Consider the following 16,377-nt stretch of genomic DNA (forward strand, 5'->3'; position numbering starts at 1 on the left):
AAACTTCTATACCACCCTGCTGATAGAAAGCCGATTTTGGCTTTCTTTTTTTTGCTTTAAATAGATTGTCCTGTTTAACGTGGTAGAGAGAACCGGGCCTTGGGAAACGGCTTCCTCCGGTTAGAATATTTCGGAACGAGCCCTGATCATTGTTTTCCATGGAGGGTACTTTGTTTCTCACTAAAGGGCAAATGGTTCCGTTTAACATGGTAGAGAGAACCGGGCCTGGGGAAAGACTCGCTTTCCATGGGCGAACACTGAACTTTCTCAGGGAAAGCCTTCCGGGATCTCACCCTATTCTTCCCTACCATAGGAGCCTCTCCACTTTCCCCGGCCCTTTGTGTTTATAGTAAAAATACATTGGAATAGCGAGAACATATTCCATAGAAAGTTGAATTGGATTCCTTTGTTCCGTTTACCTTGATAAAGAGAAGCAGGCCAGGGGAAACAACTCGCTTTCCATGGGCGAACGGTGAGCTTCCTCGGGATTTAACCCTCCGGTATCTCCCCCTGTTCTATCCTCCCATAGGAGTCTCGCCGTTTCCCCCGGCCCTTTATGTTTTCTTAGAGTAACGGAACATCAAGGTAAGAAAACTAGAGAGAGGATTTTCCTCTAGATACAATGGTCTGTTTACACCATCACTGGTAAAGAGGCTGGGAAATGGCGAGACTCCTGCAGGGAGATAGAGCTAGGGTGAGATCCGCGAGTGCAACGAGCTAGCTCACCAGCTCCCCGCGGAAAGCGAGCTATTTCCCAGCCGCTTTTCTCCGTACTTGATAAACAGAACAGCTCTTTCTCTTTCGCCATTGAGAAGAAAATGAAGCAATAACGAGGCTCCTACAGGGAGAAGAACCATGGTGAGATCTGCGAGTGCAACGAAATAGCTCCCCGGCTCCCCGCGGAAAGCGAGTTATTTCCCAGCCGCATTTATCTAAACATGATAAACGGAACAGTTTCTGCTCTGTACGAAATCGTTGTAAGGATTATGCAGAGAGAGCTTAGTGATAGATTTAAGTGGGAATAAATGAATTTTTTTGATTAGTAAAAAAAGATCTTCCGAAATAGAAAAATTCTAAGAGACTGATAAATTAATAAACCTTTTTCCATTAAAAGGTTTCAGACAATACAAATTAGGTAAAAAAAGTAATATAAAGCGCTTTCATTCATATCTCGACAAAACCAGACATAATTTTCAGATATTTTTAACAAAATTTAATTGATATCGTTACACTAACCTTTTATGCTTAGTAATAAGCAAATGAAGCAGGAGGTGATGGCGTGTTAGACACAACAGCATTTGAGCACGATATTTATTTATTCCACCAGGGAAATCTTCGATACAGTTATCAGCTCTTTGGAGCCCATCCTCATAAGAAGAATGGGAAAGAAGGGATTCGGTTTGCCGTTTGGGCGCCGAATGCCAAACAGGTCAGTATAGTTGGAGACTTTAACCAGTGGGACGGCCGGGAACACCCCATGAAAAAGGTTAATGATAATGGCATCTGGCAAGCGTTTATTCCAGAGCTTGAAAAAGGAACGATTTACAAATATGAAATATTAACCCCGCATGGGCATCTTCGATTAAAAGCTGATCCTTACGGCTTTTCCAGTGAAGTAAGACCCAACACCGCCTCAGTTGTTTACCCTCTGACTGAATATGATTGGAGTGACAAGCAGTGGATGAAGAGACGGGAAAGCTTAAATATCTATGAAACTCCTATTTCGATATATGAGCTTCACCTCGGGTCGTGGAAGAATATCGAAGAGGAAGTGTACTATAACTACCGGGATTACGCCGAAATGGTCATTCCGTATGTGAAGGAGCTTGGCTATACTCATATTGAATTGCTCCCAATCAGTGAGCATCCTTTCGACCGCTCCTGGGGGTACCAGGTGACGGGTTACTTTGCTCCTACTTCGAGATACGGCACTCCAGATGATTTTAAATATTTCGTGGATGAGTGTCATAAGAATGGACTTGGCGTAATTCTTGACTGGGTTCCCTCCCACTTTTGCAAAGACGAACATGGATTGCGAATGTTCGATGGCGAAGCGGTGTATGAATACAAGGATCCAAGAAAAGCGGAAAAGCCCCAATGGGGAACCTTAACATTTGATTTTGGCCGAAATGAAGTCCAAAGCTTTCTAATTTCCAACGCTATCTATTGGCTGAAAGAATTTCATCTGGATGGCTTGAGAGTAGATGCGGTCGCCAGTATGCTCTATCTCGATTTTGGGAAAGAAGATGGCCAGTGGGATTTAAATGAACATGGGGGCCGTGAGAATCTTGAAGCGGTTGCTTTTATTAAAAAACTGAATGAAGCAATTTTTGAAGAAGTACCGCACGTGTTAATGATGGCTGAAGAATCTACATCATGGCCGTTGGTCAGTGCTCCCACATACATAGGGGGGCTGGGTTTTAATTACAAATGGAATATGGGCTGGATGAATGACATGCTCAAGTATATTGAGATGGACCCTATATACAGAAAGCATCACCACCATCTCATTACATTTTCTCTGTTTTATGCGTTTTCTGAAAATTTTGTCCTGCCGATATCTCACGATGAAGTGGTTCATGGTAAGAAATCTCTTCTTAATAAAATGCCGGGGGACTACTGGAAAAAGTTTGCGAACTTAAGGGCGTTTCTTGCTTTTATGTACGCGCATCCAGGGAAGAAGCTGCTCATGATGGGGACAGAATTCGGTCAATTTGATGAGTGGAAAGACTTAGAAGACCTCGACTGGGAACTGCTGGATTATGAAGCACATGCTTCCACCCTGGAATACACAAAACAGCTTCATCAATTTTATCAGGATATGCCGGCATTGTGGGAGCTGGATCATAAACAGGAAGGTTTCTTCTGGATTGATCCTAATAATTTTGAGCAGAGCATCGTTTCCTTCGCCCGAAACAGCCGTAAATCTTCGGATCAGCTTATCGTAGTCTGTAACTTTACTCCGGAGGTTTACCACAATTATAAGGTGGGCGTTCCTGAAGAAGGAGAATACGAGGAAATTTTCAACAGTGATGCCACTCACTTTGGGGGATCTGGTCAGACCAACGCCCTCCCATTATCTACAATTAAACAATCGTGGCAAGAACAAAGCCAGCATGTGGAAATGACGATTCCTCCACTTGCCGTCAGCTTCCTCAAACGAAAAACATCATCAAAGGAGGACAAACAATGAAAAGTAAAGAATGTGTAGCTATGCTCTTAGCGGGTGGGCAGGGAACACGATTAAAATCATTAACGAAAAAGATTGCCAAACCTGCCGTCTATTTTGGAGGAAAGTACCGAATCATAGACTTTCCACTTAGTAACTGCACGAATTCTGGTATCGATACCGTTGGTGTTCTTACTCAATATGAACCCCTCATTTTAAACAGTTATATTGGAATTGGATCATCATGGGATCTGGATAGAAGTTACGGGGGTGTATCGGTGCTTCCCCCTTATATGCAAGCTGAAGGAGGAGGATGGTATACAGGTACCGCAAATGCGATTTACAGAAATATAGATTTCCTTGACCGCTTTGATCCTGAACACGTTCTTATCCTTTCAGGAGATCATATCTACAAAATGGATTATAACGATATGCTGGAAGATCATATTAACAAAGGAGCGGACGCTACCATCTCTGTTCTTGAAGTTCCATGGAACGAAGCAAGCCGATTTGGCATTATGAACACGAATGATAATGGAAGAATTATAGAATTTGATGAGAAGCCTGAGGTTCCGCTCAGTAATCTGGCGTCCATGGGTGTTTACATTTTTAAATGGGATGTATTAAGACGCTACCTGATCGAGGATGAAGAAAATGAGCATTCCTCCCACGATTTCGGTAAAGATATTATTCCTGCCCTCCTTGGGGACGACAGATTACTAAATGCTTATACGTTTGACGGTTACTGGAAGGACGTCGGAACAGTTGACAGCTTATGGGAAGCCAATATGGATTTATTACGTGAAGGCCGTGAAGAACCAGAGCTGAATTTAAGTGATAACAACTGGCGTATTTATTCTAAGAACCCTAATCAGCCGGCCCAGTATATTTCATCAAAAGCAACTATAAAGAATTCTCTTATTAATGAAGGATGCCGCATCTACGGAAACATTGATACATCGGTTGTTTTTTATGGAGTACGTGTAGATGAAGGGGCGGAAGTGAAGGATTCCGTCATTATGCCGAATGTAAAGATCGGAAAGAATGCAAAAATTAACCGCGCGATTATTTCTGAGGGCAGTGTTATTGAAGACGGTGCTATTATCGGGGACGAGACACCAAACAGCGCGATTACACTAATTGCAGAAGAAGGAAGCGTAATGGCTTCAAGCTATGCAACTATTAAATAAGGGGTGAAGGTATGGACCGGATCGCAGGAATTATTAACTTGGACCATGAACAAGACTTACTAGAAGAATTAACTTACTTTCGTTGCGGAGCGGCTGTCCCTTTTGCCGGACGTTATCGATTGATAGATTTCACAATTTCTAACATGACCAATTCACGGATAGAATCTATCGCTGTATTTGCGAGAAGAAAGTACCGGTCGCTTATGGACCACTTAGAACAGGGGAAAGCCTGGGATTTAGACCGTAAGCGCGGAGGATTATTTATCCTTCCGCCGGACTGGAATGATCCGACCGATATTTCACGGGGAGATCTCCAGCATTTTCATAACAACATTGATTTTATTAACCGCACGTATGCGGATTATGTAGTCGTTTCTGGTTCACAGAATATATGTAATATAGATTACCGTGAAGTAGTGGAATCTCACAAACAATCTGGAGCGGATGTCACGGTTGTCTATAAAAAGGTGAAAGAACTTTATCCAGAGTACAACCTCTCTCATAAACTAACCCTCGATGACAGCAACCGAGTGATGGCGATTCACAATGATCAGCAGGGGACAAATGTTTATATGGATATGTATATCCTTTCAAAAGATTATCTCCATTATCTTGTAGAAAACTGCATTGCCCACGGGTGCTCTCATTTGTTCCTTGACGGCATTAAGGGCAGGCTGCCTGACATAAACATTCATGCGTATGAGTATAAAGGGAATCATTCACTAGTGAACTCTGTGGAAAGCTACTTTAGAAATAGTAAAGAGCTGCTCAATGAACAAAATCATGATGAATTATTTAAAGAAGAATCCCCAATCTATACAAAGGTGAAGAATGAGCCTCCTTCTAAATATATGGCTTCTTCTAACGTAAATAATACCCTGGTAGCCAATGGCTGTATTATCAATGGAGAGGTCGAGGATAGTATTTTATTCAGAGGAGTCCGGGTAGGAAAAGGCGCTGTAATAAAGAATTCAATTATTATGCAGAGGTGTGATATTGAAGAAAATGCTGTGCTTGAAAACGTTATTTTAGATAAGGATTGTTCAATCTCGCCTGGCCGCACCTTGATAGGGGCTCCTGAAAAACCTTTTGTCGTCGCCAAACGAAAAAAGATGTAAATAGGATAAAAAAGGCTGTCTGAACGTCTGTGTCCAGCAGCCTTTTTTCATTATTTGATGAGTAAAGGAGTGGAAGTTAGTGAACGTGTTGATGATTGGTTCAGAATGTACCCCTTTTGTAAAAACTGGAGGATTAGCCGATGTACTCGGTTCCCTGCCTCACGCTTTAAAGGAGCAGGGACACGATGTACGTGTCGTTCTTCCCAAATATGAAACTATGGATGATGAATGGAAAATGAAAATGGAAACATTGGATACGTTCGGTGTCGAACTTGGCTGGCGTAACCAGTACTGCGGAGTGCAATTCATAGAACACGAAGGAATTCCTACTTACTTTGTTGACAATGAATATTACTTTAAGCGTTCCAATTTGTACGGATATGACGATGAAGCGGAACGATTTGTATTTTTTAATAAAGCGATTATGGAAATGGTAAGGAAAATGGATTGGAAGCCTGATGTGCTGCACTGCCATGACTGGCAGGCGGGACTGATTCCTGTGCTTCTTCATACGCATTATGGTAACAATCCTTATTTTCACGATATGAAAACCGTTTTTACGATTCATAATTTAAAGTATCAGGGAATTTATCCAGATGCTGTGCTTTATGATCTGCTTGGCTTTGATGAAAACATGATGACAGCTGAGGGGATGGAGTTTTTCGGGAACATTAATTTCATGAAAGGCGGGCTTAATTACGCGGATCATATCACAACAGTGAGCGAAACATACGCAAAAGAGATTCAAACACCTTATTATGGGGAAAACCTAGATGGAGTACTTAGAGAGCGCTCAGAAATTTTAACAGGAATTGTAAATGGGATCGATGATCAAGCATACAATCCTTTAAAAGACCAAAGTTTAGCTTTTCCTTATCGCAGTTCATTTGTGAAAAAATCTCTTAACAAAATGTGGCTTCAAGAGGAGTTAGGCTTACCCGTTCGGAAGGATGTCCCTATGATTGGGATCGTTTCCCGTCTTGTTGAACAAAAAGGCTTTGATTTAGTGGCAAGAGTCATCAGTGAATTACTGGAGACTGAAGATGTACAGATGGTTGTTTTAGGGACAGGGGAAACAGAGTATGAGGATTTGTTTCAATGGGCACAATCCAAGTATCCGACAAAGTTGTCCGCGAATATTATGTTCAGTGACTCCCTCTCCCGTCAGATTTACGCAGCAAGTGATTTATTTTTAATGCCTTCACGCTTTGAGCCTTGCGGAATCGGCCAGCTGATCGCTCTCCGATATTTATCAGCGCCGATTGTACGCGAGACAGGTGGGCTGGCGGATACTGTTCAGCCATTTGATGAAACGACTGGAGAAGGCAACGGATTTTCGTTTACCAACTATAACGCTCACGACATGTTGTTTACAATCCGCCGGGCGGTAGAAATATATAATGATCCAGCCGCCTGGAAGCAGCTTGTAAAAAACATGGGAAAAAGCCAGTTCCCATGGAAGTACTCTGCAGGCAGGTACAGCGAATTGTATGAGGCAACGTTAGAGTAGTGAGGGAATGAATGGAGGAGACCGTATGTTCAGCGGTAAAGAGGAATTTAAACAGTTATTTTCTGAAAAACTCGAAACAAGCTTAGGGAAAAAAGTAGAATCAGCAACAGAGGACGATGCCTATCGGGCTCTTGGCTCATTGCTCTCAGACAAAATTAATAAGAATTGGCTGGAGACGAACAAGCAATATGAAGAGAACCAGGAGAAACAGGTGTATTACTTTTCCATGGAGTTCCTCATGGGGCGCTTACTTGGAAATAATCTTATCAATATGCAGCTGTACGATACCGTTCAAAATGGGCTGAAGGACCTCGGGTTTTCCATCACCGACCTTGAAGAGCAGGAATGCGACGCAGGTCTTGGGAATGGAGGATTGGGCCGATTGGCAGCATGTTTCCTAGACTCCCTGGCTTCCTTAAACATCGCTGGGCATGGATACGGCATCCGCTATAAGTATGGAATGTTTGACCAGAAAATTATCGATGGCTATCAAGTAGAACTTCCTGATGGCTGGCTTTCTAAAGAGTATATATGGGAAGTCAAAAGGCCGGAAGAAGCCGTAAGTGTTAACTTTGGCGGAGAAGTAGATATGATTGCCGGAAAAGACGGCAAGCTGGAATTTAAAATGAATAACTACGAGCAGGTACGAGCAATGCCGTATGATGTTCCGGTTGCGGGCTATAACAATACGACCGTTAACACGCTGCGTTTATGGTCGGCAGAGCCTACTGAAGTGGATACCCTTCTTAAATCCGCTCGTGATGAAAACTATGAAAACTTTCTCGACCACAAGCGCTCACTTGAGGAAATCTCGGGCTTTCTTTACCCTGATGATTCACATGAAGATGGCAAGAGACTTCGCTTGAAGCAGGAATATTTCCTTGTTTCTGCAGGAGTACAGGATGCCGTACGCCGTTTTGAGCGTCGAGGATTGCCGTGGAGCGATTTTCATAATCACGCCGCGCTTCATATCAATGACACGCACCCTGCCCTTGTCATTCCTGAATTAATGAGGATACTGTTAGACGATAAGGGACTCGGATGGGAAGAAGCCTGGGAGATTACACAATCTTCGGTTTCGTATACAAATCATACAACATTGAGTGAAGCCCTTGAAGTATGGCCTGTAGATATGGTCCGCTCTCTGCTTCCAAGAGTTTTTATGATTATCGAGGAGATTAACGAACGCTTCTGTCAGTCTCTATGGGAAAAGCATCCTGGAGAGTTTGACAGAATTGCCAGCCTTGCGATCATAGCAGACGGTTATGTGAAAATGGCACACCTTTCCATCGTAGGAAGCCACAGCATCAATGGGGTAGCTAAGCTTCATACAGAGATCTTGAAGAAACGGGAAATGAAAATCTTTTATGATACATTCCCGGAGCGGTTCAACAATAAGACGAACGGCATTACTCACAGGCGCTGGCTTATGCATGCAAACCGGCCGCTTTCGGATTTAATTACAGAATCGATTGGTGAACAGTGGAAGACACAGCCTGAACGTCTGCAGGACCTTTTGAGCTATCAGAATAGCTCAGCCTTCTTAAATGAATTAAAGCAAATTAAACTGAAGAAAAAGGAAGAGCTTGCTGAATTTATTAGAAGCTTCCACGGAATCGACATAGATCCGACTTCTATTTTTGATGTGCAGATTAAACGTCTGCATGGGTATAAGCGCCAGCTTCTTAACGCGCTTCATATCATGCACTTATATAATCAATTAAAAGAAAACCCTAATCTTTCAATAACTCCTCGTACTTTTATATTTGGGGCCAAAGCAGCGCCAAGCTATCATTTTGCGAAGAAGGTCATTAAGCTGATTCACACGGTAGCCGATGTAGTGAATGCCGATCCCGCGGTGAATAAGACTTTGAAAGTAGTGTTTATGCCTAACTATTCCGTTTCTCTGGCCGAACGTATTATCCCGGCAACAGACGTTAGTGAACAAATTTCCACAGCTGGTAAAGAAGCCTCTGGGACAGGAAATATGAAGCTGATGATGAATGGGGCACTCACACTTGGCACAATGGATGGGGCGAATGTGGAGATTCATGACCTTGTTGGGGATGAGAATATTTACACATTTGGTCTGACTTCAGAGGAAGTATTGGAATTCTACAATAATGGCGCGTATCGCTCCTATGAAGTATATGAGCAGGAGGAAAGCGTGAAGAAAGCAGTTAATCTCCTGGTGGGTGACGGCCCATTTGCAAAAGGCGGCTATGAATTCCAGGATCTCTATGACCACTTGATCACATATAACGATGAGTATTTCCTTCTCAAAGATTTTCCAAGCTACATGGCTACACATGAACAGATTGGCAGGGACTATCTGAAGACGGAAGAGTGGACGAAGCGGAGTCTGGTTAACATCGCAAAATCCGGAAAGTTTTCAAGTGACCGCACGATTCAGGAGTATGCAACAGACATTTGGAATATTGAGTCATCCGGGGTGTTAAAGTAAATAAGTGTGAAGGAGGACTGCATGTGAAGCAGATGGATGTTTATCATAACAGTTTCGACCCAAAATACAGAGAACCCTTTGGGGCTGCCCCAAAAGGATCCAATGTAACACTTACAATTGACGTGCCGAACCGTCAGAATGTTTCGCGTGTTGTGCTTCATTACATCTACGATAAAACTGATAAAGAACATACCATCGAAATGGATGTCTATAGTGAAGAACACCAGAACAATTCTTTTGAAGCTACAATCGAAATGCCTGAGGAGCCTCAGCTTGTTTGGTACTATTTTGAAATTGTGACAAAGGATAAGAGCTTTTATTATGGCAGGGTAAATATTGAAGAAAGCGGGGAAGGGACACTTTACGAGCAGGTGCCTCCTTCCTGGCAGATTACAGTCTATGATGCCGATTATGATACACCGTCATGGTGGCGTCATTCAACGATGTATCAAATATTCCCCGACAGGTTTTACAGAGAGGGGCCGCCTGATTTAAGCAAGGCGCCGAAAACAAGCCTCATGCACTCCCACTGGGAAAATGATCCCTACTATATCCGCGATGAAGACGGAGGAGTTGTACGCTGGGATTTTTTTGGAGGAACACTTCAGGGCATTATTCAAAAGCTTGATTATATTCAATCCCTGGGTACAACGGTTATATATTTGAATCCTATTTTTGAAGCAGAAAGCAATCACCGGTATGATACTGGCGATTACCATTCAATTGACCCCCTTCTTGGAACGAAAGAAGACTTTGAAGAGCTGATTCGTAAAGCCGAAGGGCTTGGAATGGAAGTTATGCTTGATGGGGTATTCAATCACACAGGAAGCAACAGTATCTACTTCAACCAAAAAGGAGAATATGATTCCCTGGGAGCCTATCAGTCACAAGACTCTCCTTATTATCCGTGGTACCAGTTTCATAGCTTTCCAGATGAATATGAAGCCTGGTGGGGAGTAGGTACACTGCCGACGATTAACAAGGATGAAAAAAGTTTTCAGAATTTTCTCATTCATGACAAAGACAGCGTCCTTAAAACATGGCAGAAATCCGGACTAAACCATTGGCGGCTTGATGTAGCCGATGAATTAACGGATGATATCATCCGTCAGATCTATCAGCAAATTAAGCAGAAGAATTCTTCAAGCGTGCTCCTCGGTGAAGTCTGGGAGGATGCTACTAACAAAATAGGACATGGAAAAAGACGGGAATACTTCCTTGGCGGGGTGCTTGATTCTGTAATGAACTATCCCCTGCGTGATTTAATGCTAGGTTTTGTACAAGGAGAAGTGGATGCTCTCTATATTCATAGACGTCTGAAGACGTTGCAGGAACATTACCCAAAGGCGAACTTTTTCTCGCTTATGAATATGCTCTCCAGTCATGATGTGGAGAGAGTCCTAACGATGCTTGATAATTTTCTGCCTGAGGAAATGGAAGAGGAAGAGCGCAAAGAAACGATATACGCTCAAGTAAAAGCTCTTAGTCTATGGCTCTATGTTTTCCCAGGAGTTCCTTCTCTTTACTACGGCGATGAAGCGGGAGTAACCGGAGGGAGTGATCCGGATAATCGCAAACCTTACCCGTGGGGAAGAGAAGATGAAGAACTTCTCTCATGGTATAAAACCATAGGGTCCTGGAGAAAGGATCATCAAGCCTTGAGGACGGGAAGCTGGAATGCTTACGCCCCTCATCAGGACATCTATGCATTTGAACGCTCGATTGATAATAATGTAGATTATTTCGGAGATGAAGCAGCGAATGAGCATCTGATTTACGTATTTAACCGAAATCTCCACGAATCCATTGAGTTTACCTTGCCTGCACGCAAGGGGAAATGGCAGCACCTGGAGAATAAAAAGCGGATTTTTAAAGCAAAAGACGACAAACTCACTCTATCGCTTCAACCCTCAGAATCCATGCTTCTGCGTCATATGCATTAATAATAAGGCCAGCCCGTTATGGGCTGGCCTTTTGAAGGTTTTAGAGAAAGGAGAAAAACAGTTCTGTTTACATGAATTTAAAGGAGCAAGGCCTTCTTATTCGAATGTACCTGTAACCATTGGCTTTTTTTGTTGAACCATAATCTGTCCCATCGCGATAACTGTATCAATTTCAAGGGTAGTTTCATCTAATAGCACCATATCTGCATCCTTACTTTCCTCAATTTTCCCTTTATTTTGCAGACCTAGAATACGAGCAGGGTTGGAAGTGATCAGCTTTAAGGCATCTGCTATATCAATTCCATACTTGATGGTATCGAGAAAGGCTTCGTACAGAGAACTTATTTTTCCAACTTTCAACCCAATTAGTTCTCCTTTCTTATTAAAGTCAGGCAGGCTGCCCTGGGCATCAGAGGTAAACGTCATCTGCTCGATTGGAACACCGGCATTAAGCATTTCCCGTACAGCACGGCTGCACTTTACTTCCCCGTCCTCTAAAAATTTAGGAATTGTACTAGTCGTGAAATCTACATATCCTCCTTTCTTAGCAAATTGAATGCCAGCTTCAAAAAGTTCTTTTGTTCGGTTAATATGTGTTGGATAAAATTGAGTGATCGGTATATCTGTCTCTTCTACAATTCGTTCAATAAGTTTTAAATGGGATGGACTGTCGCCTATATGAATATTGACAATTCCTTTTTTGCCGGCGAGCATACCGCCAATCCGTGCCTGGGAAGCAATTCTGGCTAACTCCGAAATGCTTGGCTGTGAAGACCTGTGATCCGCAATGGCGATTTCCCCTGCCCCTATCAACAAGTCAACGAATAGAAGATCGTCTTCTATTTTCCCTGTAAGAGTGCGCACGGGTACCTGGTAGGAGCCTGTATGGGCGTAGCAGGAGATTCCTTCTTCTTGAAGCATTCTAGCTTTGGCTATCAAATTAGTCATAGTCCGAGTAGTTCCATCAGTGCCTATGACACCAACGATCGTTGTCACGCCACTAAGAGTAGCATCAGTAAGTTTAAGTTCAGGGGTACGCGTATGGAATCCTCCTTCTCCACCGCCCCCTGCAATATGGACATGGCCATCAATAAAACCGGGAACAAGAATTTTTTCGGTTCCATCTAAAACTTCTAAATAATCGCTGGGATTAATGTCTATATGTTCACTGATCCTGGCTATGCGCTGATCAGCAATTAGAATATCCATTATACCTATATATTCCGGCTTATAAATTTTAACTTTTTTGATGAGCTTTAACATAGAAGTATCTCCTATCTATTAGTTGAAATTAATCAAAACGGCCGCTATTATAAACAGGCTGGATAAGCCAAATAAGAGCAGCTGAAACTTTATAATAAACTTAAACCACAACCCCCAGTCCAGACGGGCTGCTCCAAGACTTCCCATTAAAGCAGCGGAGGTAGGTACTATAATATTTGTTAACCCGTCACCCAGCTGGAAGGCAAGGACTGCGACCTGCCGCGTGACACCTGCGATATCAGCAAGAGGGGCCATAAGCGGCATCGTTAAGGCTGCCTGGCCAGAACCAGAAACGACGAAGAAATTGAAGATCGATTGAAAGAGGTACATTAACCAGGCGGAAAGCACTTCCGGCATACCGTTAAATATTTGGCCTGCTGAATGGAGAATAGTATTCAATACAGAAGCTGATGCTGGATCATCCCCGCCAAGAATAATAATGATTCCTTTGGCCATTCCTACCACCAGCGCAGCTGGAAGCAAGTCTTTTGCTCCTTGAGCAAACCCTTCAGCGATATCGTTCACTCTCATATTGTTCAATTTAAAAATAACTCCAATAATACCGGCAACAAGGCCAATGGTAAAAAATTGACTCGCTATTTCCGGAATATAGTAGGCATTCTCGATGACTCCCCAGATAATCCAGCTTATACCTGCAGCAACGGTCAGAATAACAAGCAAATGTCCCTTTTTAAAATTGACATTGAGATCATTCTGTTCAAAGTCCTTTCGAAAATATTCATCTGAGGTATATGAGAGAGAACTGGCAGGGTTCTTTCTCACTTTATTTGCATATCGCCATGTATACCACGTCCCTATTGTTGTAAAAACAATCCACATAAGAATGCGAAACGGGGATCCCGACAGTACAGGGACATCTGAAACTCCCTGAGCAATAGCCACACCGAAAGGATTCATCCAAGAGGTTGCAAATCCAATTTGTGTAGCCACATAAGTAATCATTACCCCCGTTATCGCATCGTAGCCGAGGGCAATAACTAAAGGAATTAGAATCATCGCAAAGGCAATGGCTTCTTCACCCATCCCAAATACTGCTCCACCAAGTGAGAATAAAAAGAACAGGATGGGTATTATGAGTGCTTCCTTTCCTTTTGTCTTATCAATTACTGATAGAATGCCCTCTTCTATGGCTCGCGTTTTCATAATAATACCGAAAGCACCGCCAATTATTATAATAAAAGCGATGACTCCAACAGCAGATCCCCATTTATCACCACTGACAAGTCCTTCAAAAACATAGTTAAGAAGGCCTGTTTCTCCTCCACCTTCGAATAAAGTAGTTTTAACGGCTTCACCTTCTTCTGTTGAAAAGCTATCGGGGATTAATACGGTTCTCGTTTCCTCCGTACCAGAATTGTTATAGGTTACTTCTTCTGTTTCAAATGTTCCTGCAGGTGCAATATAGGTGAGAATAGCAGCGAATAATACGACGAAAAATATAATGACGTACGTGTGCGGCATTTCCCAAGCTTTTTTTCTTTTTTGCAATTTTATCCCCCCATTACTTTTGTTATTTTTAAATATGCAAATTCCGTGCCAACTTTATTTTCTGAAAATTCCAAGGGTAATAGAGGGTATTGTGTTAAATTGGTTATAAAAGGTTCTTACTGTAGTAACCAAAAGGAGCAAAGTATGAACAAACATTTAACACTTATTACGGGTACCTTGGAAACGAAAGTCGCTCTTCACAGGCAGCTAAAAGATATAATGGGAGAATTCATTGAGATTACAAGCTTTGCAGCAGATGAATTTTTACCAGATGTCATTCCTGAAGACTTGATTGTTTATTCTTCAGACCAGATTGAAAAAGAAACTGGTCATATTGCAGGGGAGGACTGTACTACCCTGACAGCAGAAAGAGCTATAAATTATCAGTATATTGAAGGCTTACTCCACCTTCCTGAAGGAACTAAAGTTCTATGTGTAAATGATTCACGGCAGATGACCGAGCAGATGATAGATACACTGGAAAAAACAGGATTAAACCATGTTTCCTATTTCCCTTATTACCCGGGGATAGACAAAGGTTTCAAAAAGGTAAAGGTGGCGGTGACTCCTGGAGAGGTTCCTATTATACCGAAGGGAATAGAACGTATTGTGGATGTCGGTGTACGGCTGATCGATATTACTACTTTAATGGATATACTGGAACACTTTCATTTAAAGGAGCAGCTGGGAGGTTTGATATCCAGCCGCTATACGGGTAAAATTATTGAACTTAGTAAAAAAATTGTTCAGATGAACCATAAAACCGAGATTCTAAATGAACATTTAAAACAGGTTGTTGACGGAGTGAATGATGGCATTATGGCAGTGGATCATAATGGGAAAGTTACTGTCTTTAATCCATTTATGGAGCAATACACGGGTATTTCTTCTGAACAGGCGGAAGGAAAAAATCTCTCACAGCTTTTTAATCAGCATGATCTTTTACAGTTTCTTTTACAGCCACAGCAAGAGGGCAGGTTTTTTACAGTTAATACTTATAATGTAATGGTGTATCGCTGCCAATGGGAAGATACAAATAGTATAATTTTTATTTTTAAAAATACAGATGAAACGATCTCAATGGAAAAAGCCGCTCGAAAAGAGCTTACCAGGACAGGATATATCGCAAAGTATCACTTTTCGGATATAATCGGGAACAGCCCGTTAATTGAACAGACGAAATCGATTGCTAAAAAACTGGCCAAATCAAATCTGCCAGTATTAATTGAAGGTGAGAGTGGAACAGGGAAAGAATTATTTGCTAGTGCGATCCATAATCATTCTGAAAAAAAACTGGAGCCCTTTCTGGCTGTTAATTTCAGTGCCCTGCCTGAAGATCTGTTGGAAAGTGAGCTTTTCGGTTATGAAGAGGGGGCATTTACAGGGGCAAAAAAAGGCGGGAAAAAGGGATTGTTCGAGCAAGCGGACGGAGGCGCGATTTTTCTTGATGAAATCGGTGATATCAGTTTGAAGCTTCAGGCCCGGCTGCTTAGAGTGATACAGGAGAAAGAAGTAAGAAAAATAGGCGGCAATAAAAATATTCCTATTGATGTGCGTGTCATTGCAGCAACAAACAAAAATCTTCTGGAATTAATAAAAGAAGGCAAGTTTCGAGAGGATCTCTATCATCGCCTAAAGGTACTATACCTTCAAGTCCCTTCACTTAGAAAAAGAAAATCAGATATACCTATTCTTGTCCGGCAATTTCTCATTGAAAATGGAGAAAGGAAAAAGCAAATAAGTCCGGACTTAATAGATCATTTGCTATCTTACAACTGGTACGGAAATGTTAGAGAGCTCCAAAATACAATTTCCTATCTAATCACCGTATCCGAAGGTGAGAAGATTTCAAGTGAAGATCTGCCTCAATCGGAGTTTTTTCAGCACGAAAAGGAAAAGGTTAAACAGCCAGGAAAGCTTTACCTGCAAAAGCATGAAATCGTCTTATCTATTTTATCTGAGCTAAACAATTCATATAAAGGCGCTAGCAGGAAGAAGATAAGCGAGCGGAGTTACCAACTAAAAAGTCCGCTTTCTGAACAGCAAGTACGAAAGATTATAAAGGAACTTGAAGAACGGGACTATGTAAATGTGAAAAAAGGAAGAGCGGGTACGGAAATTACTCCTGCAGGGCAAAGTTATTTAAATGAACTTCAGCTGTAAGGAGAACTTGAAAATCAGCGTAAAATCAAGGAAAATAAACATAACGAC

The 16,377-nt window shown here is 42.1% G+C and carries 9 protein-coding genes; 7 read left to right on the forward strand and 2 right to left on the reverse strand.

What is annotated here, in order from left to right; all coding sequences use genetic code 11:
- The first annotated feature begins 1,279 nt into the window (after positions 1-1,279).
- From glgB to B7E06_RS01665, 6 genes are all read left to right on the forward strand, one after another.
- Positions 1,280-3,193, forward strand: a complete 1,914-nt coding sequence (gene glgB, locus B7E06_RS01640; protein ID WP_082232237.1) for a 1,4-alpha-glucan branching protein GlgB — start codon at positions 1,280-1,282, stop codon at positions 3,191-3,193.
- Positions 3,190-4,359 (forward strand): glucose-1-phosphate adenylyltransferase, encoded by a 1,170-nt coding sequence (locus tag B7E06_RS01645; protein ID WP_082232239.1) that lies wholly within the window; start codon positions 3,190-3,192, stop codon positions 4,357-4,359. Before glgB ends, B7E06_RS01645 begins: the two co-directional genes overlap by 4 nt.
- 11 nt (positions 4,360-4,370) lie before the next feature.
- On the forward strand, positions 4,371-5,477 hold the full coding sequence (glgD, locus tag B7E06_RS01650; RefSeq protein WP_082232241.1) for a glucose-1-phosphate adenylyltransferase subunit GlgD: 1,107 nt from the start codon (positions 4,371-4,373) through the stop codon (positions 5,475-5,477).
- A gap of 79 nt (positions 5,478-5,556) precedes the next feature.
- Positions 5,557-6,987: a glycogen synthase GlgA gene (glgA, locus tag B7E06_RS01655; protein WP_082232243.1), complete on the forward strand. Its 1,431-nt coding sequence runs from the start codon at positions 5,557-5,559 to the stop codon at positions 6,985-6,987.
- A 25-nt stretch (positions 6,988-7,012) separates the two neighbouring features.
- Positions 7,013-9,451 (forward strand): glycogen/starch/alpha-glucan phosphorylase, encoded by a 2,439-nt coding sequence (locus tag B7E06_RS01660; RefSeq protein ID WP_082232245.1) that lies wholly within the window; start codon positions 7,013-7,015, stop codon positions 9,449-9,451.
- Between the two features lie 32 nt (positions 9,452-9,483).
- On the forward strand, positions 9,484-11,394 hold the full coding sequence (locus B7E06_RS01665; RefSeq protein ID WP_245807790.1) for a glycoside hydrolase family 13 protein: 1,911 nt from the start codon (positions 9,484-9,486) through the stop codon (positions 11,392-11,394).
- 96 nt (positions 11,395-11,490) lie between these two features.
- On the opposite strand, the gene iadA is transcribed toward B7E06_RS01665, so the two are convergent.
- Positions 11,491-12,657 (reverse strand): beta-aspartyl-peptidase, encoded by a 1,167-nt coding sequence (gene iadA / locus B7E06_RS01670; protein WP_082232249.1) that lies wholly within the window; start codon positions 12,655-12,657, stop codon positions 11,491-11,493.
- A gap of 18 nt (positions 12,658-12,675) precedes the next feature.
- Complete coding sequence (gene yfcC / locus B7E06_RS01675) at positions 12,676-14,166, reverse strand: putative basic amino acid antiporter YfcC (protein WP_082232251.1); 1,491 nt, start codon at positions 14,164-14,166, stop codon at positions 12,676-12,678.
- A 144-nt stretch (positions 14,167-14,310) separates the two neighbouring features.
- Between yfcC and B7E06_RS01680 the strand changes: the two genes are divergently transcribed.
- Positions 14,311-16,329 (forward strand): sigma 54-interacting transcriptional regulator, encoded by a 2,019-nt coding sequence (locus tag B7E06_RS01680; RefSeq protein WP_082232253.1) that lies wholly within the window; start codon positions 14,311-14,313, stop codon positions 16,327-16,329.
- Positions 16,330-16,377 lie beyond the last annotated feature (48 nt).

The organism is Halobacillus massiliensis (assembly GCF_900166625.1).
GTDB classification, from domain to species: domain Bacteria; phylum Bacillota; class Bacilli; order Bacillales; family Halobacillaceae; genus Halobacillus_A; species Halobacillus_A massiliensis.

Bases quoted from the DNA above. Each gene is read 5' to 3' on its own strand.
- iadA (WP_082232249.1), bottom strand. From the start codon at position 12,657: ATGTTAAAGCTCATCAAAAAAGTTAAAATTTATAAGCCGGAATATATA.
- glgD (WP_082232241.1), top strand. From the start codon at position 4,371: ATGGACCGGATCGCAGGAATTATTAACTTGGACCATGAACAAGACTTA.
- B7E06_RS01680 (WP_082232253.1), top strand. From the start codon at position 14,311: ATGAACAAACATTTAACACTTATTACGGGTACCTTGGAAACGAAAGTC.
- B7E06_RS01665 (WP_245807790.1), top strand. From the start codon at position 9,484: ATGGATGTTTATCATAACAGTTTCGACCCAAAATACAGAGAACCCTTT.
- B7E06_RS01660 (WP_082232245.1), top strand. From the start codon at position 7,013: ATGTTCAGCGGTAAAGAGGAATTTAAACAGTTATTTTCTGAAAAACTC.
- B7E06_RS01645 (WP_082232239.1), top strand. From the start codon at position 3,190: ATGAAAAGTAAAGAATGTGTAGCTATGCTCTTAGCGGGTGGGCAGGGA.